This window comes from Candidatus Bartonella washoeensis Sb944nv, assembly GCF_000278135.1.
GTDB lineage: Bacteria > Pseudomonadota > Alphaproteobacteria > Rhizobiales > Rhizobiaceae > Bartonella > Bartonella washoeensis.
On the sequence record NZ_JH725022.1, the window covers coordinates 438466 to 459982 of the forward strand.

General features: G+C 40.2%; 17 protein-coding genes and 4 tRNA genes. 19 read left to right on the plus strand and 2 right to left on the minus strand.

The features are described from left to right. The first annotated feature begins 72 nt into the window (after positions 1-72). Entirely contained in the window at positions 73-2496 is a 2424-nt protein-coding gene (gene lon / locus MCQ_RS01870) for an endopeptidase La (protein ID WP_006923193.1), read from the plus strand. Positions 2497-2726: 230 nt separating this feature from the next. Further along, complete coding sequence (locus tag MCQ_RS01875) at positions 2727-3005, plus strand: HU family DNA-binding protein (protein ID WP_006923194.1); 279 nt, start codon at positions 2727-2729, stop codon at positions 3003-3005. Between the two features lie 460 nt (positions 3006-3465). Here MCQ_RS01875 and trmFO read toward each other — a convergent pair whose 3' ends face one another. Next, entirely contained in the window at positions 3466-4872 is a 1407-nt protein-coding gene (gene trmFO, locus MCQ_RS01880) for a methylenetetrahydrofolate--tRNA-(uracil(54)-C(5))-methyltransferase (FADH(2)-oxidizing) TrmFO (protein ID WP_035007774.1), read from the minus strand. 158 nt (positions 4873-5030) lie between these two features. Here trmFO and MCQ_RS01885 point away from each other — a divergent pair. From MCQ_RS01885 to MCQ_RS01910, 6 genes are all read left to right on the plus strand, one after another. Next, positions 5031-5113 (plus strand) — tRNA-Leu (locus MCQ_RS01885). 133 nt (positions 5114-5246) lie between these two features. Continuing rightward, positions 5247-6674: a trigger factor gene (tig, locus tag MCQ_RS01890; RefSeq protein ID WP_006923196.1), complete on the plus strand. Its 1428-nt coding sequence runs from the start codon at positions 5247-5249 to the stop codon at positions 6672-6674. A gap of 127 nt (positions 6675-6801) precedes the next feature. Then, the gene (gene gatB / locus MCQ_RS01895) at positions 6802-8301 is read left to right on the plus strand and encodes an Asp-tRNA(Asn)/Glu-tRNA(Gln) amidotransferase subunit GatB (protein ID WP_006923198.1); all 1500 of its coding nucleotides are present in this window, start codon (positions 6802-6804) and stop codon (positions 8299-8301) included. A gap of 187 nt (positions 8302-8488) precedes the next feature. After that, on the plus strand, positions 8489-8887 hold the full coding sequence (locus tag MCQ_RS01900) for an NADH:ubiquinone oxidoreductase subunit NDUFA12 (RefSeq protein WP_006923199.1): 399 nt from the start codon (positions 8489-8491) through the stop codon (positions 8885-8887). A gap of 85 nt (positions 8888-8972) precedes the next feature. Next, a complete protein-coding gene (locus MCQ_RS01905; RefSeq protein WP_006923200.1) occupies positions 8973-9398 on the plus strand; it encodes a DUF2155 domain-containing protein in 426 nt (141 codons plus the stop codon). 527 nt (positions 9399-9925) lie between these two features. Next, complete coding sequence (locus MCQ_RS01910; RefSeq protein WP_006923201.1) at positions 9926-10666, plus strand: rhomboid family intramembrane serine protease; 741 nt, start codon at positions 9926-9928, stop codon at positions 10664-10666. On the opposite strand, the gene rlmB is transcribed toward MCQ_RS01910, so the two are convergent. Then, a complete protein-coding gene (rlmB, locus tag MCQ_RS01915; protein ID WP_006923202.1) occupies positions 10656-11486 on the minus strand; it encodes a 23S rRNA (guanosine(2251)-2'-O)-methyltransferase RlmB in 831 nt (276 codons plus the stop codon). The two genes, MCQ_RS01910 and rlmB, sit on opposite strands and share 11 nt — an antisense overlap. A 203-nt stretch (positions 11487-11689) precedes the next feature. On the opposite strand from rlmB, the gene MCQ_RS01920 reads away from it, so the two are divergent. The 11 genes from MCQ_RS01920 (at position 11690) to rpoB (ending at position 21419) form a co-directional block, all read left to right on the plus strand. Beyond that, positions 11690-11773 (plus strand) — tRNA-Tyr (locus MCQ_RS01920). Positions 11774-11802: 29 nt separating this feature from the next. Next, positions 11803-11876, plus strand: a tRNA-Gly gene (locus tag MCQ_RS01925). Positions 11877-12060: 184 nt separating this feature from the next. After that, complete coding sequence (tuf, locus tag MCQ_RS01930; protein ID WP_006923203.1) at positions 12061-13236, plus strand: elongation factor Tu; 1176 nt, start codon at positions 12061-12063, stop codon at positions 13234-13236. Between the two features lie 58 nt (positions 13237-13294). Then, a tRNA-Trp gene (locus MCQ_RS01935) sits at positions 13295-13370 on the plus strand. Positions 13371-13582: 212 nt separating this feature from the next. Continuing rightward, positions 13583-13795: a preprotein translocase subunit SecE gene (secE, locus tag MCQ_RS01940; protein WP_006923204.1), complete on the plus strand. Its 213-nt coding sequence runs from the start codon at positions 13583-13585 to the stop codon at positions 13793-13795. A gap of 20 nt (positions 13796-13815) precedes the next feature. Continuing rightward, positions 13816-14346, plus strand: coding sequence for a transcription termination/antitermination protein NusG (gene nusG / locus MCQ_RS01945; protein WP_035007775.1), 531 nt, complete (start codon positions 13816-13818; stop codon positions 14344-14346). 149 nt (positions 14347-14495) lie between these two features. After that, the gene (gene rplK, locus MCQ_RS01950) at positions 14496-14924 is read left to right on the plus strand and encodes a 50S ribosomal protein L11 (protein WP_006923206.1); all 429 of its coding nucleotides are present in this window, start codon (positions 14496-14498) and stop codon (positions 14922-14924) included. Between the two features lie 4 nt (positions 14925-14928). Continuing rightward, positions 14929-15627 carry a 50S ribosomal protein L1 gene (gene rplA, locus MCQ_RS01955; RefSeq protein ID WP_006923207.1) on the plus strand — a complete coding sequence of 233 codons (699 nt, stop codon included), beginning with the start codon at positions 14929-14931 and terminating at the stop codon, positions 15625-15627. 361 nt (positions 15628-15988) lie between these two features. Continuing rightward, positions 15989-16507 carry a 50S ribosomal protein L10 gene (gene rplJ / locus MCQ_RS01960; protein ID WP_006923208.1) on the plus strand — a complete coding sequence of 173 codons (519 nt, stop codon included), beginning with the start codon at positions 15989-15991 and terminating at the stop codon, positions 16505-16507. Positions 16508-16611: 104 nt separating this feature from the next. Beyond that, positions 16612-16983 (plus strand): 50S ribosomal protein L7/L12, encoded by a 372-nt coding sequence (rplL, locus tag MCQ_RS01965; protein WP_006923209.1) that lies wholly within the window; start codon positions 16612-16614, stop codon positions 16981-16983. A gap of 284 nt (positions 16984-17267) precedes the next feature. Continuing rightward, complete coding sequence (gene rpoB / locus MCQ_RS01970; protein ID WP_006923211.1) at positions 17268-21419, plus strand: DNA-directed RNA polymerase subunit beta; 4152 nt, start codon at positions 17268-17270, stop codon at positions 21417-21419. Positions 21420-21517: the final 98 nt, after the last annotated feature.

Below are 21517 nucleotides of genomic sequence, written 5' to 3' on the forward strand. Positions count from 1 at the left end.
TGGAGAGCTGGAGGCTTTCTAAGGGCGGGCTTGTGTAGTAAATAGATCACATAGGCTCCAGAAAGGAGAATTATGCAATATATTGATGAAAAGACAGATGGGGTAAGAGAAGGGGTTTACGCTGTTTTACCTCTTCGTGATATCGTTGTCTTCCCACATATGATTGTTCCACTTTTTGTAGGCCGAGAAAAATCAATTCGCGCTCTTGAAGAGACGATGGCAGTTGATAAGCAGATATTATTAGTTACACAAAAGAATGCTTCTGATGACGATCCAAAATCGGAAGATATTTATGATATTGGGACGTTTGCTAATATTCTTCAACTTTTGAAGCTTCCTGATGGAACCGTAAAGGTTTTGGTTGAGGGGATTGCTCGCGCAAGAATTATCCAGTTTACAGCACATGAAGATTATCATCAAGCTTGTGCAACTATTATCGAGGAGTCTAGGGAGAATGATGTTGAGATTGAAGCTCTCTCAAGATCGGTGATTGCCTATTTTGAAAATTATGTAAAGCTTAATAAAAAAATTTCTCCTGAAATTGTCAATGCTATTGGCCAGATCGATAATCCTTCTAAGCTTGCCGATACTATTTCCTCTCATTTGATGATTAAACTTTCAGAAAAACAAGAAATATTAGCGCTATTGCCTATTCGTGATCGCCTTGAGCGTGTTCTTTCTTTCATGGAAGGAGAGATTTCTGTTTTGCAGGTTGAGAAGCGTATTCGTTCGCATGTTAAACGGCAAATGGAAAAAAACCAACGTGAATATTATCTCAATGAGCAAATGAAGGCTATCCAGAAAGAATTAGGAGCAGGTGATGATAGCCGCGATGAGCTCTCTGAGTTAGAAGACCGCATCACGAAGACAAAGTTTTCGAAGGAAGCACGCGAAAAGGCAGAGGCAGAATTCAGAAAGTTACGGAATATGTCTCCTATGTCTGCAGAGGCAACAGTTGTACGTAACTATCTTGATTGGTTATTAGCAATGCCTTGGGGCAAAAAGTCGAAAATCAAAAACAATTTAGATTTTGCTGAAAAAGTCATGAATAATGAACATTTTGGTCTTGAAAAAGTCAAGGAGAGAATTGTTGAATATTTAGCAGTACAAAGCCGAGCATCAAAAATAAAAGGTCCTATTATTTGTTTACTGGGGCCACCTGGTGTAGGGAAAACATCACTTGCTCGCTCTATTGCAAAAGCGACGGGGCGTGAATACGTTCGTATCTCACTAGGAGGTGTGCGAGATGAAGCAGAAATTCGTGGACATCGTCGCACATATATTGGTTCTATGCCTGGAAAAATTATTCAGTCTATGAAAAAAGCTAAAAAGTCTAATCCACTTTTCTTACTCGATGAAATTGATAAAATGGGGCAAGATTTCCGTGGAGATCCTGCATCGGCTTTATTAGAAGTGCTTGATCCTGAACAAAATGGTACTTTTATTGATCACTATTTGGAAGTCGAATATGATCTTTCTGATGTTATGTTTATTACAACTGCCAATACTCTTAATATCCCAGGGCCGTTAATGGATCGTATGGAAATTATTCGTATTGCTGGCTATACTGAATGTGAAAAAATGGAGATTGTTAAACAGCATCTTTTACCAAAAGCATTGAAAGATCACTGTTTGTCTAAAAAGGAGTTGAGTGTTTCTGATGGAGCTATAAGATCGATTATTCAATTTTACACGCGTGAAGCGGGTGTTCGTAACCTTGAGCGTGAATTAATGAAGATAGCACGTAAATCAGTTACAAAAATTCTTAAAACGTATCAAAAATCCGTAAAGATTACGGAAAATAATATTGATGATTTCCTAGGTGTTAAACGTTATCGTTACAACCAGATTGAAGGAGAAAATCAGGTTGGGATTGTTACTGGACTTGCGTGGACCGAGGTTGGTGGGGAGCTATTGACTATCGAAGGTGTTATGATGTCAGGTAAAGGCAAAATGACCGTAACTGGAAATTTGCGTGATATCATGAAAGAGTCAATTTCAGCAGCAGCGTCTTATGTACGGTTTCGTGCTATTGATTTTGGCATTGAACCTCCCCTTTTTGATAAGCGCGATATCCATGTTCATGTTCCAGAAGGTGCTACACCAAAAGATGGTCCATCAGCTGGGATTGCAATGGTTACTGCAATTGTTTCGGTGTTAACAGGGATAGCTGTGTATAAAGATATTGCGATGACTGGTGAAATTACTTTACGTGGGCGTGTTTTGCCGATTGGTGGATTGAAAGAAAAACTGCTTGCGGCTCTTCGAGGAGGTATAAGGAAAGTGCTCATTCCTGAAGAAAATGCAAAGGATTTGATTGATATTCCCGATGATGTCAAAAATAATATGGAAATTATTCCGGTAAGTCATGTAAGCGAAGTTCTCAACCATGCTTTGGTTCGTTTTCCTGATCCTATTGAATGGACGGAGCCTTCCACGGTGCCTGTAGCTATCAGGACAGAGAGCGATAGTGAAGGAATGCAGATTGCGCACTGATTCATTATCTGATTTTTAACTACATTTTCAAAGAAACAGCAGACATTTTCTTGTTTCTTTCTCTATCTATTTTGAGAAAAAGTAAAAAAAATCCGTGAATAACTGTGATTATTGCTAAAAAACAATGTCTTGGATAAAAATAAGACTTCTGTTTATTGTACTTTTCAATAAACTGATGGATGACACGGTTAAGTTGTGTTATCTGGTAATATAGGGAAAGGAAATGTTTAATGAATAAAAGTGAATTGGTTAACTCCGTTGCTGAAAAGGCAGGTGTTTCGAAGGCGCAAGCTGGCTCTGTCGTTGATGCTTTTATCGCTTCTGTAACGGAAGCTTTAGCTTCAGGAGGTGATGTTCGTCTTCCGGGGTTTGGTTCTTTCGAAGTTTCTCGTCGTGCTGCTACAAAAGGACGCAATCCTTCGACTGGAGCTGAAATTGATATTCCAGCGCGTTCTGTACCCAAATTCTCTGCAGGAAAAACTCTTAAAGAAGCTGTTAATAATAAATAATTTACGTTACACTGGAAAAAAACCCAGTTTATTTATAAACGGGTTTTTTTCGCGAGTATTTTGCACATACTTCTTAGATAAAGTTTTGCAGCGTTTTTTTTCTTCCAATATTGTGAGTTTTGAAGATATTTTCAAGATTTGCATGCGGTTGATGTGCATAGATAAATTCCAACATTTCAATAAAACATTGATCTTGAGGGGCTATCGTGCTTTTTTATAGCTGACATTTATAGTAGCAATGGAAATGTTGATATTGAAGGTACGTCTGATTGATTTTTTATCGCATTTGACGATTAAGGTGTTTTTAGGATTCGTTTTTATAATAATAACAAATCTATTTATAGTAAAATTTTCTTTTAAATTTTCTATGCTGTTCAACAAATTAGAGACCACAATACGGATCGAATAGTCGGAAAATTTGTGGTTTATATCTCATGAAAATGAGAAAAAATAGATTGGTTTAGGAATTATTTTTTTCTACGCCTTTTAACCATTGTATACAGTCATTCAGGGCTCTTGCAGTTAGTGCTTGCTTTTTCGCTATTTTTTTTTCTTTGCTTGTCAAGCGTTTTCCTGAGTGATTGATAGAAGCAATCGGTGGGAAAAGTCCAAAATTGATATTCATTGGTTGAAAGGATTTTCTCTCTGTTTCTTCCATTACGATGTGGCCGCCTGTAATATGGTTCAAAAGAGCCCCAAACGCTGTGGTTGGTGGTGGTAGGCAAGGGGTGTTATTGTTATATTCAGCGGCGGCAAAACGTCCAGCGAGAAGCCCTATTGCAGATGATTCTACATAACCTTCACATCCAGTAATTTGTCCAGCAAAGCGCAGTTGAGGCCTTTCTTTTAAACGAAGAGTTTGATCAAGAATGATTGGTGAGTTGAGATAGGTATTGCGGTGAAGTCCCCCAAGGCGTGCAAACTCAGCTTTTTCAAGACCAGGGATCATTCTAAAAATGCGAATTTGTTCGCCATATTTTAGTTTTGTTTGAAAGCCGACCATATTATAAAGGGTTCCAAGTTTATTGTCTTGGCGTAATTGGACGACGGCGTAGGCTTTAACTGTGGGATTGTGGGCATTAGTTAATCCCATAGGTTTCATGGGGCCATGCCTTAAAGTTTCAAGGCCGCGTTCAGCCATAACTTCGATTGGCAGGCATCCATCGAAATACGGTGTTTTTTCAAAGTCACGGAATTCTGTTTTTTCTGCACTTTTCAGCGCTTGAACAAATGCTTCATATTGTTCTTTATTAAGGGGGCAATTAAGGTAATCCTTTCCAGTTCCCTCAGGTCCGATTTTATCATAGCGAGATTGATACCAACAAATGTCCATATCAATACTATCTGTGTAGATAATGGGGGCAATGGCATCAAAAAAAGAGAGCGCTTCTGTTCCAGTTATTGCTTGTATTGCTTGAGCGAGAGTTGGTGAAGTAAGGGGGCCAGTTGCAATGATAACGTGACGCCAATCCTCAGGAATCTTTTGAATTTCCTCACGTTCTATAGTTATTAGAGGATGATTCTCGAGTGTTTCTGTAACATTTTTTGAAAATCTATTACGATCAACGGCAAGCGCACTTCCTGCAGGTACTTTATTGGCATCCGCAGCCTTCATAATCAAGGATTTTGCTAATCGCATTTCAGTATGTAAAAGTCCTACGGCATTTGTAGAGGAATCATCAGAACGGAATGAATTGGAACAGACAAGTTCTGCAAGCTTATCGGTTTTATGGGCATCAGACTTCTTTTGAGGCCGCATTTCATGCAAAACAACAGGGATTCTTGATTGAGCGATTTGCCAGCTTGCTTCACTACCTGCTAGACCGCCGCCTATGATATGGATTGGAGTATTGAACATATTTAACATATAGCGGAAGCTTTTCTGTCTGAAAAGCATAGATTTTGTTTTTGTCATTTATTAAGAATGATGTGTATTTAGCTTTTTGAATATATTTGTTTGCTTTTTTTCTTTAATTAATGGTATAGAAACGCCGCTTGTATAAGGTTACTGGCTTGTAAGTTTGAGCGGATGTGGCGAAATTGGTAGACGCACCAGATTTAGGTTCTGGCGGGAGACCGTGGGGGTTCGAGTCCCTCCATCCGCACCAATGGAGTTTCTTGAGCACTACGGATTTTTACGTGTTTGGAATTCCACTTCATGGTGATTTGACACTCCAGTGTTAGAATGTAATTTATCAGAGTGGGTTACCCCTCTCCTTAGAAAAAAATGAAGGTTGTTTGATGCAGGTTACCGAGACGCTTAATGAAGGACTGAAACGCGAAATTAAGATCGTGGTTCCGGCGAGAGATTTAGAAGAAAGATTGAATGAACGGTTGGATGATACCAAAGGTAAGATCAAGCTTAATGGTTTTCGTCCCGGTAAGGTGCCTGCTGGATACCTGCGAAAGATGTACGGCAAATCTTTTATGGCGGAAATTCTTAATGAGATTGTAAGCGATGCGCCCCGTTCTATTTTAGCTGACCGCAATGAACGTTCAGCTATGCAGCCGCAGATTGATATAGATGAAGATGAAAAAATTCTGGATGCTAAAGCCGATTTGGTTTTCAGTTTGAAGTATGAAGTTTTACCAAAATTTGAAATTAAAGACTTTGAACATATTGAAATTATTCGTGAAATTGCGGTTATTCCTGAACAAGAGATTGATGAGCAAGTAGAGCGTATCCTTTCTTCTACCCGTAGTTATTCGTTAAAAGAGGGAACTTCTGAAGAAGGTGATCGTGTTACAATAGATTATCTAGGAAAACTTGAGGGTGTCCCATTTGAGGGGGGAGCAGATCATGGTGCACAACTGATTCTTGGATCAAAACAATTTATTCCTGGTTTTGAGGAGCAATTGGTTGGCGTGAAGGCAGGTGATATGAAAACAATTTCTGTTAAATTTCCTGATAATTATAGTGCAGTACATTTGGCTGGTCGTGATGCAGAATTTGATATCACTGTTAAAGCTGTCTCTAAACCGGATTCGTTAAAAATTGATGATGAAGCAGCGCAAAAAGTTGGTTTAGAATCTCTAGATCGTTTACGTGAAGTTGTTCGTGGGCAGATAGAAAATCAATATGGCTCAATGACTCGTCAAAAAATTAAGCGTCAAATTCTTGATGCTTTAGATGCTGATTACAGTTTTGAAATTCCTGAAGGACTCTTGGAAATTGAGTTTAACAATATATGGGCCCAGGTTAATGATGATCTGAAAAAGGCTGGACGCACTTTCGAAGATGAAGGAGTTACAGAGGAGGAAGCGCGAGAAGAATATCGTGTGCTTGCGCAGCGTCGTGTTCGTCTCGGTTTGGTACTTTCTGAAATTGGGATGAAAGTTGGTGTTAAAATAAGTGAGGATGAACTAAAGGCAGCAGTTTTTGATCAGGTTCGCCAATATCCTGGGCAAGAAAAAGAGATTATGGATTTTTTCCGTAAAACACCTGAAGCTGTTGCAAATCTACGTGCTCCAATCTTTGAAGAAAAAGTCATTGACCATTTGCTAGCGCGGATAAAAGTCACAGATAAAGAAGTGACAGTTGAAGAGCTGATGAAGGAATATGATGAATCAGATTTAACCGAAAAAAAACCAGAGAAGAAAAAAACAGCAGTGAAAGAAAAAAATGCAGAAAAGGCTCCAGCCAAGAAAAAAGCATCTAAAAAAGGTTAATATTTTCTCAAGAGAAAAGCCTGATTAAAGTAGGGCTCTTTTATTACATTTATATTCTAGGCTTGCACTTATAGTGGTTTTAGATTAGCCATCGAATATGCTTTAAAATATTAATAGTGGATTGGCAATGGGAATCATTGATACGCGTACTCCTGATTCTAAGCGTTTTATTTCTGGCGTTACAGGTGATTGGGAAGTCATCATTGGCATGGAGGTTCATGCGCAAATCATATCAAATTCAAAACTTTTTTCAGGTGCGTCAACCAAATTTGGTGCTGAGCCAAATAATCACGTATCGTTTATTGATGCTGCTATGCCTGGTATGCTACCTGTTATTAACCATGAATGTGTTCGTCAAGCGGTTCGAACTGGCTTAGGATTAAAGGCTAACATTAATCTGAAATCTGTTTTTGATCGCAAGAATTATTTCTATCCTGATTTACCGCAGGGGTATCAAATTTCTCAATTTCGCTATCCGATTGTAGGTGAGGGGAAGGTCACCATATCTGTTGGTCCGGATTCAAATGGCCAGTTTGAAGACATTGAAATTGGGATTGAAAGATTGCACCTTGAACAGGATGCTGGAAAGTCAATGCACGATCAACACCCAACAATGTCTTTTGTAGATCTTAACCGTTCTGGTGTTGCGCTTATGGAAATTGTTTCTAAACCAGATATGCGCTCAGCAGATGAAGCCAAAGCCTATATGACAAAATTGCGTACAATTGTTCGTTATTTGGGTACCTGCGATGGCAATATGGATGAAGGTTCTATGCGTGCGGATGTTAATGTATCAGTTCGTCGTCCTGGTGAAGATTTTGGAACACGCTGTGAGATCAAGAATGTTAACTCTATTCGTTTTATTGGTCAAGCGATTGAATATGAGGCACGTCGTCAGATTGCAATTTTAGAAGATGGTGGTGTAATAAATCAAGAAACTCGGCTTTTTGACGCAGCTAAAGGTGAAACGCGGTCTATGCGTTCAAAGGAAGAAGCACATGATTATCGCTATTTTCCTGACCCTGATCTTTTACCATTGGAATTTGATCAAGCATTTGTCGACGCTTTGGCAGAAGAATTGCCCGAATTACCTGATGATATAAGAGAACGTTTTATCAATAAGATGGGGTTGACTCCGTATGACGCCTCGATTCTTGTAACAGAAAAAGCAATTGCTGACTATTTTGAAGAAGTGGCACGTGGCCGTGATGGGAAGATGGCTGCTAATTGGGTGATCAATGATCTTTTGGGTGCTTTAAATAAAGATAATCGTGGGATTGAAGAGACACCGATAACACCAAACCAATTGGGGTGCATCATTGATCTTATTAAAGAAGGCACTATTTCTGGAAAAATTGCTAAGGATCTGTTTGAGATTATTTGGAGTGAAGGTGGGGATCCACGTCAGGTTGTCGAAGAACGCAATATGAAGCAGGTAACAGATACAAAGGCGATTGAGAGAGCTGTTGATGAAATTGTTGCTAATAATTCTGATAAAGTGGCGCAAGCAAAACAAAAACCCGCTTTAGTTGGTTGGTTTGTTGGACAGGTAATGAAGGCAACAGGTGGTAAGGCAAATCCTCAGACTGTGAATGAACTTGTGAAGGTAAAACTTGGTATAGATTAATGTTATAGGGTGGAGAAAAGTCCATAAATATGCTATTTTTATAGCTAAAGAATACGAATTAAGATTTTCTATAAAATGAAATTGTGATTAATTTTACGGATAATTTTTATTTTCAGTAATTTCAAGTGTCATAAGAGGTTTATTCCAACGGTTCATTTTATCAGCATGCTAAGAAATGGAATAAAGAATGGCTAGTTTTTTTAAGCAAATCTTTACGTGGTGGAGTGGTAATACCATCAATACACGCTTTTTCACGTGGTGCAAAGGCAAGCGTGTAGGGGAGGACCAGTTTGGGAATATTTATTATGAGGGTGGCTGCCATAAAGATGGTTATAGGCGCCGCTGGGTAATTTATAAAGATTATTCTGAAGCTTCTACTATTCCACCAGGTTGGCATGGTTGGATCCATCATCGCTGTGATAATCCGCCTACGCAGGAGAATTATCAGCCGTATGAATGGGAAAAGCCCCATATTGCTAACATGACAGGGACAAATGCAGCATATCGACCAAAGAGCTCCATTGTTCATAACGATGAGCGCTCTTCTATATACGAAGATTATGATGCATGGTCACCTAGAAAATGACCTGTTTTAATGCGTGAGTGTATTTTTTCTTAGTTTGCGCTATTTTGTAATTAGAATTATTTTTAAATGCGATTGATTTGATGTTATGAGTTTTTTTTTACTGACAGGGTTGAGGCGTCTTTTTTGTGCTTTTTTTGTCGGGATTATAGTGTTCTTGTCTTCAATGAGCAGAGTGCAAGCTGCACGTATTAGCAATGGAATTGCTGTTTTTTCGGGGCTTGATAAAATTACTGGTCGGACCACGCGTTTTGAAGTTTCTCTTGGTGAAGTTTATCAATACGGTGCTTTTCAGGTAACACCGCGAGTGTGTTATACCAGTTCTGAGGACGAGCCGACCCGCACAACTGGGTTTATTGAAGTTAATGAAATAACATTAGATAAAAAAGTACGGCGTATTTTTACAGGATGGATGTATGCCGATAGTCCTGGCTTGAATGCTGTAGAGCACCCTATTTATGACGTGTGGTTACAAGATTGCAAGCAGAGCGCTCAAAATCTATCCCCTCAATGATCTTTTATGTAAAATTATATATTAAAATCAACGCATTATTTATTATAAATCTTCTATATTATTTTTACTCGGGTGCTTAATAGATAGGTTGTTTATTTTGCGTTTGTGGTGGTTTTCTTGAAGATGTAGGTTATCAAATTGCAACGATAAGTCATCATTATTACACAGAAAGAACACAAATGGGTTTATGCTCTATGATTCTAATGAGGGTCTAGTCTTTTCATTTTGGTTGATCGCATTAAATAGATTAGCAATCAAGACTATGGATACAATAAGAAGTTCAGCTAATTTAAACAATCTCAATTTGCGTTAGAACGGGTTAGCCATTTCATGGGGAAGGTTTTTATATCCGTTTTTTAATAGTTTTGTATAAGATACAAAAAGCTTTTCATGGTAAGACATTCGATATTTAGAAGTAAGAACTAAAGGAATATAAGTTTTAAGTTCGGTTCTTCATTATCAAAATGCATATATCTGTTTTGTACGAAGGACTATCTAATTCTACAAAGAGTAGGAAATTTTATACCATGAAAGATGCTGACCACAAATGTAATAATACTCTTTTTTTATCAAAACAGCCTAAAGAACCATTGCTTAATGTCCCATTTATTATAGTCGTTTTGATAGCACTTTGTTGTTATATTTATTTCATTCCGCAGTATTTTTTTTCTGGTTGGCTCTATTTTAAAAGCCTTCAATTTTTTTCATTTACACCGGTGTTATTCAAGGCAGAGCCTTTAGCATTTGGTCATACTATTATGAGTTATTCATTCATGCATGGTAGTTTTGAACATGTTGCTATTAATATGGCTTGGCTTTTGGTTTTTGGATCTCCTTTGGTAAGGCAGTTGGGCAGTTTACGTTTTTTAATTTTTTGGGTATTAACGGCAGCTATTTCTGTGTTGACTTATTTTACATTTCATCAAGATAGTACAGTCCCGGTTGTCGGGGCTTCTGGTGTAATTTCTGGAATGATGGGGGCCGTTGCACGTTACGGTTTTTCCGCTGTTTATGTTGGTGTCAGTGTACGGAATAAGAGATTTTTTGGCCCTTTGAGGTCGATTAAAAAAGCGCTTTGTTCGAAGACGGTGCAGATTTATGTTGGCATATGGCTGATGATTAATTTTATCATAGGAATTTCCTCTTCTCTGTTTGAAGGAGGGAATGTTTCAATTGCATGGGAGAGCCATATTGGCGGGCTTTTTTCAGGCTTTTTTTTAGTTGGTTTTTTTGATATTTCGCATGATAAAGTAAAAATTACAGTCTAAGATGTTTATGAGCTGCATAGAGTGCTATTGTTGCTGCGTTTGAAACATTTAATGATTTAATGTTTCCAGGCATATCAAGGCGTGTTAAGGCGCCAACAGTTTCACGTGTTTTTTTGCGTAAGCCTTTACCTTCTGCTCCTAGGACAAGGGCAATTTTTTCGCCTGTTAATGCTGTTTCTAGAGGATACTCACCTTCGGAATCGAGACCAAAGCTAGTAAAACCTGCTTTATGAAGTTCTTGGAGGGCGTTAGAGAGGTTTTGTACAGTTATATAATTAATCATCTCTAGAGCTCCTGAGGCGGCTTTGGCAAGAACGCCACTTTCTTGGGGAGAGTGACGAAAAGTAGTGATGAGTGCTCCAGCTTTAAATGCAACTGCAGAACGCATAATAGCGCCGACATTATGTGGATCGGTAATTTGATCCATTACAATGACAAGATCAGTATTCGTTAGTTCAGACAATTGGCACGGCTTGAGAGGGACAGTTTCGGCAACAACACCTTGATGAACTGCATCACTTCCAACGAGCGAATCAAGTTTTTTAGGTGTGCATAATGTAATGGGACAAGGGAAATCTGATTCGGGTATATTTAATCGTTTTAAGGCATTTGGTGTTGCATAGAGATGCTTAAAAACCCTTTTGGGATTTTTTAAAGCTGCATAAATTGAGTGGATCCCATAAAGGTGAATTATTCCTTCTTTTAAGAAGGATTTTTTCTGGTCCATGTGCGTTGCGGGCGGAGAGGGAAAGCCTTTTGCATAGTGGGATCGAGGCCGTAGACGAGCATAGTCAAAATTTTTCGATATTTTTTCTTTCATATTTTCTTTATAGCGTGTTAATGACAAAAGTAGATAGAAAAAAGCTGTATTTTAAAATTATTAGGGAATTTTGTACAGAATTGTATTTATTCTGTTGACAGATACGATAGTAATCGGCATAACCACCCCGCGACCAATCAATTGGATAAGTGATCAAGAATTGGTTGTAGTGATGCCTCATCGCGCAACTTTGACGATGTAATGGAGGGGTGCCCGAGTGGTTAAAGGGGGCGGACTGTAAATCCGTTGCGTATGCTACGTTGGTTCGAATCCAACCCCCTCCACCATTCATCGGAAGAAAGTTATTAAATGGTATGCGGGTATAGCTCAATGGTAGAGCAGCAGCCTTCCAAGCTGAATATGCGGGTTCGATTCCCGCTACCCGCTCCAAATGATTATTGATGCCAGACATTGTTGGTGATTAGGCAAGTGACCACGATGGAAAATAATTTTCATCATAAATTGGGCGGAGTTTGCCGTCTAAGAGTTGTAATGGTTGGGCTGTTTTTTGGTCCAGTTTGATTCAGTTCTGGAAGCCTATTCTAGGTGCTAACAAGATAAGAGATTGACAGCAATGGCAAAGAGCAAATTTGAACGTACGAAGCCGCATGTTAATATTGGTACCATTGGTCACGTTGATCATGGGAAGACTTCATTGACGGCAGCAATTACGAAATATTTTGGTGAATTTAAAGCGTATGACCAAATTGATGCAGCACCAGAAGAGCGTGCACGTGGGATTACTATTTCCACCGCGCATGTTGAGTATGAAACAGAGAAGCGTCACTATGCGCATGTTGATTGTCCTGGGCACGCAGATTATGTGAAGAACATGATTACAGGAGCAGCACAGATGGATGGTGCGATTTTGGTTGTTTCTGCCGCTGATGGTCCCATGCCTCAGACTCGTGAGCATATTCTTTTGGCGCGTCAGGTTGGTGTTCCTGCGATTGTGGTTTTTCTTAATAAGGTTGATCAGGTTGATGATGCTGAGCTTTTGGAACTTGTTGAGCTTGAAGTTCGGGAGCTTTTATCGAAATATGACTTCCCAGGAGATGATATTCCAATAGTTAAAGGTTCAGCGTTGGCTGCCCTTGAGGACAAAGATAAAAGCATTGGTGAAGATGCTGTCCGCCTTTTAATGAGTGAAGTGGATAATTATATACCAACTCCTGAGCGTCCTGTTGATCAACCATTTTTGATGCCGATAGAGGATGTTTTTTCGATATCGGGTCGTGGAACTGTTGTGACTGGTCGTGTTGAGCGGGGTGTTATTAAAGTTGGTGAGGAAATTGAGATTATAGGAATTCGACCAACTTCTAAGACGACAGTTACAGGGGTTGAAATGTTCCGTAAGCTTTTAGATCAGGGTCAGGCTGGTGATAACATTGGAGCGTTGCTTCGAGGTATTGATCGTGAAGGGATTGAGCGCGGACAAGTTTTGGCGAAACCTGGTTCCGTTACACCTCACACGCGGTTTAAAGCAGAGGCTTACATTTTAACGAAAGATGAAGGTGGTCGTCATACACCCTTTTTCACGAATTATCGTCCACAGTTTTACTTCCGTACAACAGATGTGACGGGGATTGTTACGCTACCAGAAGGTACAGAGATGGTTATGCCTGGTGATAATGTTGCAATGGATGTTTCATTGATCGTTCCGATTGCTATGGAAGAGAAGCTTCGTTTTGCTATTCGTGAAGGTGGTCGTACTGTTGGTGCAGGTATCGTTTCTAAAATCATTGAGTAAATAATATTCATAATAGTTACTGAAGGTGTATTGCGAGGTATTTTAATTTTACAGAGTTAGGGGTATAGCTCAGTTGGTAGAGCGGCGGTCTCCAAAACCGCAGGTCGCGGGTTCAAGTCCTGCTGCCCCTGCCAGAAGTGAATGGGTTTTAGTCGGTGAGAAGGTAGATTTGCACTGCCTTCTTTGCTTTTTTTTGTATAGGGCTTGTTTTTTTGTCCATGAATCGGTATTGAGTAAAGAACGAGGTGACTGTATAAGGCTGAAGTTTAGTCTTTCGCATTTTCGTCGTATTTTATTTGTTGTATAGATTACAATAAGGTTAGAGCAAAGAGTATAGTGGTGACTGATGGCAACTAAAAGTAATCCCATTACCTTTTTAAGGCAGGTTTATGCAGAAACAGTTAAAGTGAAGTGGCCTACCCGTCGTGAGACGGTGATTTCTACTGTTATGGTGTTGTTAGTAACGGCATTGGCTTCAGCTTTCTTTTTTATTGTAGATCAGGTTATGCATTTTAGTGTTTGGCGTGGTATTGATCTCCTGAAGTATCTTTTTGGTTGATGGTGCAAGGAAGTGTGATTGTGGCTGCTCGTTGGTATATTGTTCAAGCGTATTCAAATTTTGAAAAGAAAGTAGCGGAAGCTATTGAGAAGGAAGCGAAACAAAAAGGGCTTGATCACTTATTTGAAAAAATTTTTGTTCCCACAGAGCGTGTTGTTGAAGTTCGTCGTGGTCGTAAGATTGATACAGAGCGAAAATTTTTTCCTGGTTATGTTCTTGTTTGTGCTGAGTTAACAGATGAGGTTTATCATCTCATTAAGAATACGCCTAAAGTGACAGGTTTTTTAGGTTCAGATTCACGTCCTGTTCCTATTTCTGATCGAGAAGCGGAGCAGATTCTTAAACAAGTTCAGGAAGGTGTTGGTTCTCCAAAGTCTTCTGTGTTGTTTGAGGTTGGAGAGCAAGTGCGTGTTGCTGATGGTCCTTTTGTTTCATTTAACGGAGTTGTTCAAGAGGTTGAAGAAGAGCGCTCTCGCCTTAAGGTTGAGGTGCTAATTTTTGGGCGTCCTACGCCCGTTGATTTGGAGTTTGGTCAGGTTGAAAAACTCTGATTAAGCTTAGGGTGGTTTTAATCACTTTAAGTAACTGGTGGGAGGTGATTTATGGCTATTGTCGGCTTAAGGATCCGAACCACTTGACTGCAGCCGGTGGCAGGCAAGATTAATTGTCGGTTTACCAGTAAAATTGAAGGCAGATTGTTATGGCAAAAAAAAGTATAGGTCAGCTCAAGCTGCAGGTTCCTGCCGGGGCGGCTACACCGTCTCCACCGATTGGTCCTGCTCTTGGTCAGCGTGGTATTAATATTATGGAGTTCTGTAAGGCATTTAATGCGGCTACGCAGGAAATGGAAAAAGGGGCACCGATACCAGTAGTTATCACTTATTACCAAGATAAGTCTTTCACATTTTCTCTAAAGACGCCTCCTGTATCGTTTTTCTTAAAGAAGGAAGCAAATTTGAAGTCTGGCTCGAAAGAGCCTGGTAAAATATCTGTGGGCAGTATCTCTCGTGATAAAATTCGTTCAATTGCAGAGGCAAAAATGAAGGATCTTAATGCAAATGACGTTGAGGCAGCAATGCGCATGATTGAAGGTTCTGCGCGCTCTATGGGCTTGGAAGTGGTAGGCTAATGTTATGGCAAAAGTAGCAAAGAGAATAAAAAATATTCGTAAAGATATTGATTTTAATCAACTTTACGCTTTAAAAGATGCAGTCTCGATGATTAAAGAGCGTGCGGTTGCTAAGTTTGATGAAACAATTGAGATTTCAATGAATTTAGGTGTTGATCCGCGTCATGCAGATCAAATGGTTAGAGGTGTTGCGCATTTGCCCAATGGAACTGGGCGCCATGTTCGTGTTGCTGTTTTTGCACGTGGGGATAAGGCTGAAGAAGCTAAGGCTGCTGGTGCAGATATTGTAGGAGCTGAAGATTTGTTCGAAAGCATTAATGGTGGGACGATTGATTTTGATCGTTGTATTGCAACACCAGACATGATGCCTCTTGTTGGTCGTCTTGGTAAGATACTAGGTCCACGGAGTTTGATGCCAAATCCTAAAGTTGGTACCGTAACACTTGATGTTGCCAGTGCTGTTAAGGCTTCTAAAGGTGGTGCTGTTGAGTTTCGTGTTGAAAAAGCTGGTATTGTGCATGCTGGTATTGGTAAGGCTTCTTTTGGGGTTGAGAAGATAATAGAAAATATTAAAGCTTTTGCGAGTGCGGTTATTAAAGCTAAGCCACAAGGTGCAAAAGGTGAATATATTAAGCGTGTCGCAGTTTCTTCTACTATGGGGGTTGGAATTAAAGTTGATCCTGCAACCGTTCGTTCAGAATAGGTGCAGATTTATAATTTTATTTTGGGGTATGTGAATATCAAAAATATATTTAGGGTGTCGCTTTTTGTTGGCATTCAGCTATCTAGGCTTTATTGAGCTTAGGTTGTACCGGAAGAAATTCCGGAATATCCTGTCCGAGATTGTGGGTGGTACTATTTGAGTATCTTAATCATAAAAACCTTCATGAGACTGGGGTAAGAACTATAGAGTTTGAAGACTTAAAGGGTTTGAGCCAAGGTTGCCTTTGATCGTTGTGCGTGAAAAAGGGGACAGGATCCTCATCGATAGCATGAAGTATTTTATGTTATCAAAGGTAACCAGCAGGTTTGTTTTAAGCAAATCTGTTAAATGGAGAGAGACAGTGAATAGAGCGGAAAAACGCGAATTTGTTACATGGCTTAATGAGGCTTTTCGAAAGTCTGGTTCTGTTGTTGTTGCACATTATTCCGGTCTGACAGTTTCACAGATGAACGATCTTCGTTCAAAAATGGGTGAAGCTGGCGGTGCCGTTAAAGTCGCCAAAAACCGTCTTGCTAAAATCGCTCTTCAGGGCACGGAATCTGAATCGATAGTGGGTTTGTTTACTGGGCAGACACTGATTGCTTATTCAGAAGATCCAATTACAGCGCCAAAAATTGCTGTTGATTTTGCGAAAACCAATGACAAGTTTGTCATCCTTGGCGGTTCAATGGGTGCAACAAATTTGAGTGTAGATGCTGTGAAGTCTTTGGCTTCATTGCCTTCATTAAATGAGTTGCGGGCGAAACTTGTTGGTATGGTTTCTACTCCTGCGACCCGTATTGCACAGGTTGTTAATGCACCTGGTGGGCAGGTTGCACGTGTTATTGGCGCATATGCTCAGGAGGGTAAAGCGGCTTAAGGCTGTTTTGTATTCATGGTAATGGGAGAGCTTGGATGCTTTTCTATTTTTTTTGAATAAGTTCTAAACAATGGTTCAAATCTTTTAATTGAAGGAATTTTAAAATGGCTGATCTAGAGAAGATCGTAGAGGACCTTTCTAACCTAACTCTTTTGGAAGCTGCAGAGCTTTCTAAATTACTTGAAGAAAAATGGGGAGTTTCAGCTGCTGCTCCTGTAGCTGTTGCTGCTGTTGCCGGTGCTGCTGCTCCAGCTGCTGAAGAAAAAACAGAATTTGATGTCATTCTTGTTGAAGGTGGTGCTCAAAAAATTAATGTCATTAAGGAAGTTCGTGCTCTTACTGGACTTGGTCTTAAAGAAGCTAAAGATCTTGTTGAGGGAGCGCCTAAGCCTATTAAAGAGGGTGCTTCTAAAGACGAAGCAGAAAAAATTAAATCTCAACTTGAAGCTGCTGGTGCTAAAGTTGAACTTAAGTAAATTTGGTTTTATCGGCGGGCATTCATGTTCGCCGATTTCTTTCTCCTGAAAGGAGAAAAGGTGGTTAATGAAACCCTTTCCAACAGTTCAGTGGCTGTAACGGATGTGGGTTTTACTCCTAGTGCCCCTCATTGTAGAGCCAAGTAAATCAATGGCTGCTGTTAATGGGGTGAGTTGATGATACTCACTATGGGTATCAAATGAACTGGTCTGCATGTGCAGGTTAATGATGTAAAGCTTTCAAGGTTTAGTCTACCTTGAAGAGTAAAGATCGAGGAGCGACGATGGCTCAGACCCTAGCAATGACGTCACAATTCAATGGTCGTAAGCGCGTACGCAAGTTTTTTGGTAAGATTCCCGAAGTGGCAGAAATGCCAAATCTTATTGAGGTTCAAAAAGCATCATACGATCAGTTTCTCATGATTGAGGAACCGAAAGGCGGGCGTCCAGATGAAGGCTTACAGGCTGTTTTTAAATCGGTATTTCCTATTTCGGATTTTTCCGGTACAGCTATGCTCGAGTTTGTTGGTTATGAATTTGATTTACCAAAATTTGATGTTGAAGAATGTCGTCAACGTGATTTGACTTATGCTGCACCATTAAAAGTCATATTGCGTCTAATCGTTTTTGATGTTGATGAGGATACTGGCTCGAAAGATATCAAAGATATTAAAGAACAGGGCGTTTATATGGGCGATATGCCTTTAATGACGACGAATGGTACCTTTATCGTTAATGGTACAGAGCGTGTTATTGTTTCACAGATGCATCGTTCTCCTGGTGTCTTTTTTGACCATGATAAAGGAAAATCGCATTCATCGGGAAAGTTTCTTTTTGCTGCTCGTGTTATTCCTTATCGCGGTTCTTGGCTTGATATTGAATTTGATGCTAAGGACATCATTTATGCTCGTATTGATCGGCGGCGCAAGATTCCTGTTACGAGCCTTTTAATGGCATTAGGTATGGATGCGTCAGATATTTTGTCGACTTTTTATAATAAAGTTGCTTATGAACGGGACGGAGATGGATGGCGTATTCCTTATTCTGTTGATCGCTTTAAAGGAATGAAGCTCGTTTCTGACCTTGTAGATGCAGACAGTGGTGAAGTTGTTGCTGAAGCTGGTAAAAAGCTAACGATTCGTGCTGTAAAGACTTTGGCAGAAAAAGGTCTAAAGGCAGTTAAAGTCAGTGAGGATGATTTATTAGGATCCTATCTAGCGGAAGATATAGTCAATTATGAGACAGGTGAGATTTATCTTGAAGCTGGTGATGAGATTGACGAAAAAGCATTAAAGATTTTATTTGATGTTAATGCGGATCAAATTAATATCCTTGATATTGATCATATGAATATTGGGGCATATATCCGTAACACTTTAAAAGTCGATAAAAACGAAAGTCGTCAAGATGCATTGTTTGATATTTATCGAGTCATGCGTCCAGGTGAGCCACCGACAATAGACACAGCAGAAGCTATGTTCCATTCATTATTTTTTGATCCGGAGCGTTACGATCTTTCCGCTGTTGGACGTGTTAAGATGAATTTGCGTATGGATCTTGATTGTCCGGACACGGTTCGTGTTTTGCGTCAAGAAGATATTCTTGCTGTTGTTAAGATGTTGGTTGAATTGCGTGATGGGCGTGGGGAAATTGATGATATTGATAACCTTGGCAATCGTCGCGTTCGTTCAGTTGGCGAATTGATGGAAAATCAGTATCGCATTGGTTTGCTTCGTATGGAGCGTGCGATAAAAGAGCGTATGTCATCTGTTGAAATTGACACGGTTATGCCACAGGATTTGATCAATGCAAAGCCAGCAGCTGCAGCGGTTCGTGAATTTTTTGGGTCTTCACAGTTATCGCAGTTTATGGATCAAACCAATCCATTATCTGAAATTACCCATAAGCGTCGTCTTTCTGCTCTTGGTCCAGGCGGTTTGACCCGCGAACGTGCAGGTTTTGAAGTTCGTGACGTCCATCCTACGCATTATGGTCGTATTTGTCCGATTGAAACACCGGAGGGTCCTAATATTGGTCTGATTAATTCCTTAGCAACTTTTGCGCGTGTTAATAAATATGGTTTTATTGAAAGTCCATACCGCAAAATTATTGATGGTAAAGTGACTACAGAAGTTATTTATCTTTCTGCTATGGAAGAATCAAAGCATTATGTAGCTCAGGCCAATTCGTCATTAGATTCTGAAGGGCGTTTTACAGAAGAATTTGTTGTCTGCCGTCATGCGGGTGAAGTTTTGATGGCACCGCGTGATCATGTTGATTTAATGGATGTTTCACCAAAACAGTTGGTTTCAGTAGCTGCTGCTCTTATTCCGTTTTTGGAAAATGATGATGCCAATCGTGCGCTTATGGGATCGAATATGCAGCGTCAGGCAGTTCCGCTTGTGCGTGCTGAAGCGCCATTTGTTGGTACGGGTATGGAAGCAATAGTAGCTCGTGATTCAGGAGCCGCTGTTGGTGCAAAGCGTGCTGGTATTGTTGATCAAGTTGATGCCACCCGTATTGTTATCCGTGCCACAGAGGATTTAGATCCTTCCAAGTCTGGCGTTGATATTTACCGTTTACAGAAATTTCAGCGTTCCAATCAGTCTACTTGTATTAATCAGCGTCCTCTTGTGCATGTTGGTGATCGGATAGAGAAGGGTAATATCATTGCAGATGGGCCGTCTACCGATCTTGGTGATCTAGCTCTTGGGCGGAATGTTTTGGTGGCATTTATGCCTTGGAATGGATACAATTATGAAGATTCCATTTTGCTTTCCGAGCGTATTGTTGCCGATGATGTTTTTACCTCCATTCATATTGAAGAGTTTGAGGTTGCAGCACGTGATACAAAGCTTGGTCCTGAAGAGATTACGCGTGATATTCCTAATGTTGCGGAAGAGGCTCTAAGGAATCTTGACGAGGCTGGTATTATTTATATTGGTGCTGAAGTTCAGCCTGGTGATATTTTGGTTGGTAAGATTACACCAAAGGGTGAAAGTCCCATGACACCGGAAGAGAAGCTTCTGCGTGCAATTTTTGGGGAAAAGGCTTCAGATGTTCGTGATACTTCGATGCGAATGCCTCCTGGGACTTTTGGGACTGTTGTGGAAGTTCGTGTTTTTAACTGCCATGGTGTGGAAAAAGATGAACGTGCGATGGCCATTGAACGTGAAGAAATTGAGCGTTTAGCTAAAGACCGTGATGATGAACAGTCGATTCTTGATCGCAATGTCTATGCACGTCTTACCGATATGTTGGTAGGTAAAGTTGCTGTAGAAGGTCCAAAAGGTTTTGTAAAAAGCAAGAAGCTCGACAGTACGATAATGGGTCATTATCCAAGATCGCAGTGGTGGCAATTTGCTGTTGAAGACGAAAAGCTTCAGAATGAAATTGAGGCTTTGCGCAAACAGTATGATGAATCAAAAGAAGCGTTGCAACGCCGTTTTATGGATAAAGTTGAGAAGGTCCAAAGAGGCGATGAAATGCCCCCTGGTGTCATGAAGATGGTGAAAGTTTTTGTGGCTGTGAAACGCAAAATCCAACCAGGCGATAAGATGGCGGGACGTCATGGTAACAAAGGTGTTGTATCACGTATTCTTCCAATAGAAGATATGCCATTTCTTGAAGATGGGACCCATGCTGATATCGTCTTGAATCCGCTTGGTGTGCCTAGTCGTATGAATGTGGGTCAAATTCTTGAGACGCACCTTGGTTGGGCGTGCGCAGGTATGGGCAAGAAGATTGGTAAGTTGGTAGATTTGTATCAAGAGACTGGGGATATACTTCCTTTACGTCAGCGTATTGAGAGTCTCTTGCCTGATAATGATCATAATGAACCAGTGCGTCAATATGACAATGAGAGCCTTTACAAATTAGCGCAGCAGATGAGAAAAGGTGTTTCAATTGCAACGCCTGTTTTTGATGGAGCGCATGAAGCTGATATTAATATGATGCTTGAAGAAGCTGGCTTAGATAGCTCAGGGCAGGTTACGCTTTATGATGGTCGCACTGGAGAGCCTTTTGATCGTCCAGTGACGGTGGGTTATATTTACATGTTGAAATTGCATCACCTTGTTGATGATAAAATTCATGCGCGTTCGATTGGACCATATTCACTTGTTACGCAGCAGCCATTAGGTGGTAAAGCACAATTTGGTGGTCAGCGTTTTGGTGAAATGGAGGTCTGGGCACTTGAAGCTTATGGCGCAGCATATACTTTGCAAGAGATGCTAACAGTCAAATCGGATGATGTGGCTGGTCGAACAAAAGTTTATGAGGCGATTGTGCGTGGTGACGATACATTTGAGGCAGGTATACCAGAGAGCTTTAATGTATTGGTAAAAGAAATGCGTTCACTCGCTCTCAATGTAGAACTTGATGATGCACGTGAGCTTATTGCACAACGAGCATTGTCTGATACAAAAGAACAATAATTCCAAGAGTGCACTGAGAAAGAGTGTGCTCTGATTGTTCTGAGAAGAGGCTAAATAAAGAAATTTCTATTAAAGTAGCACAGACATTTTAAAAAGTA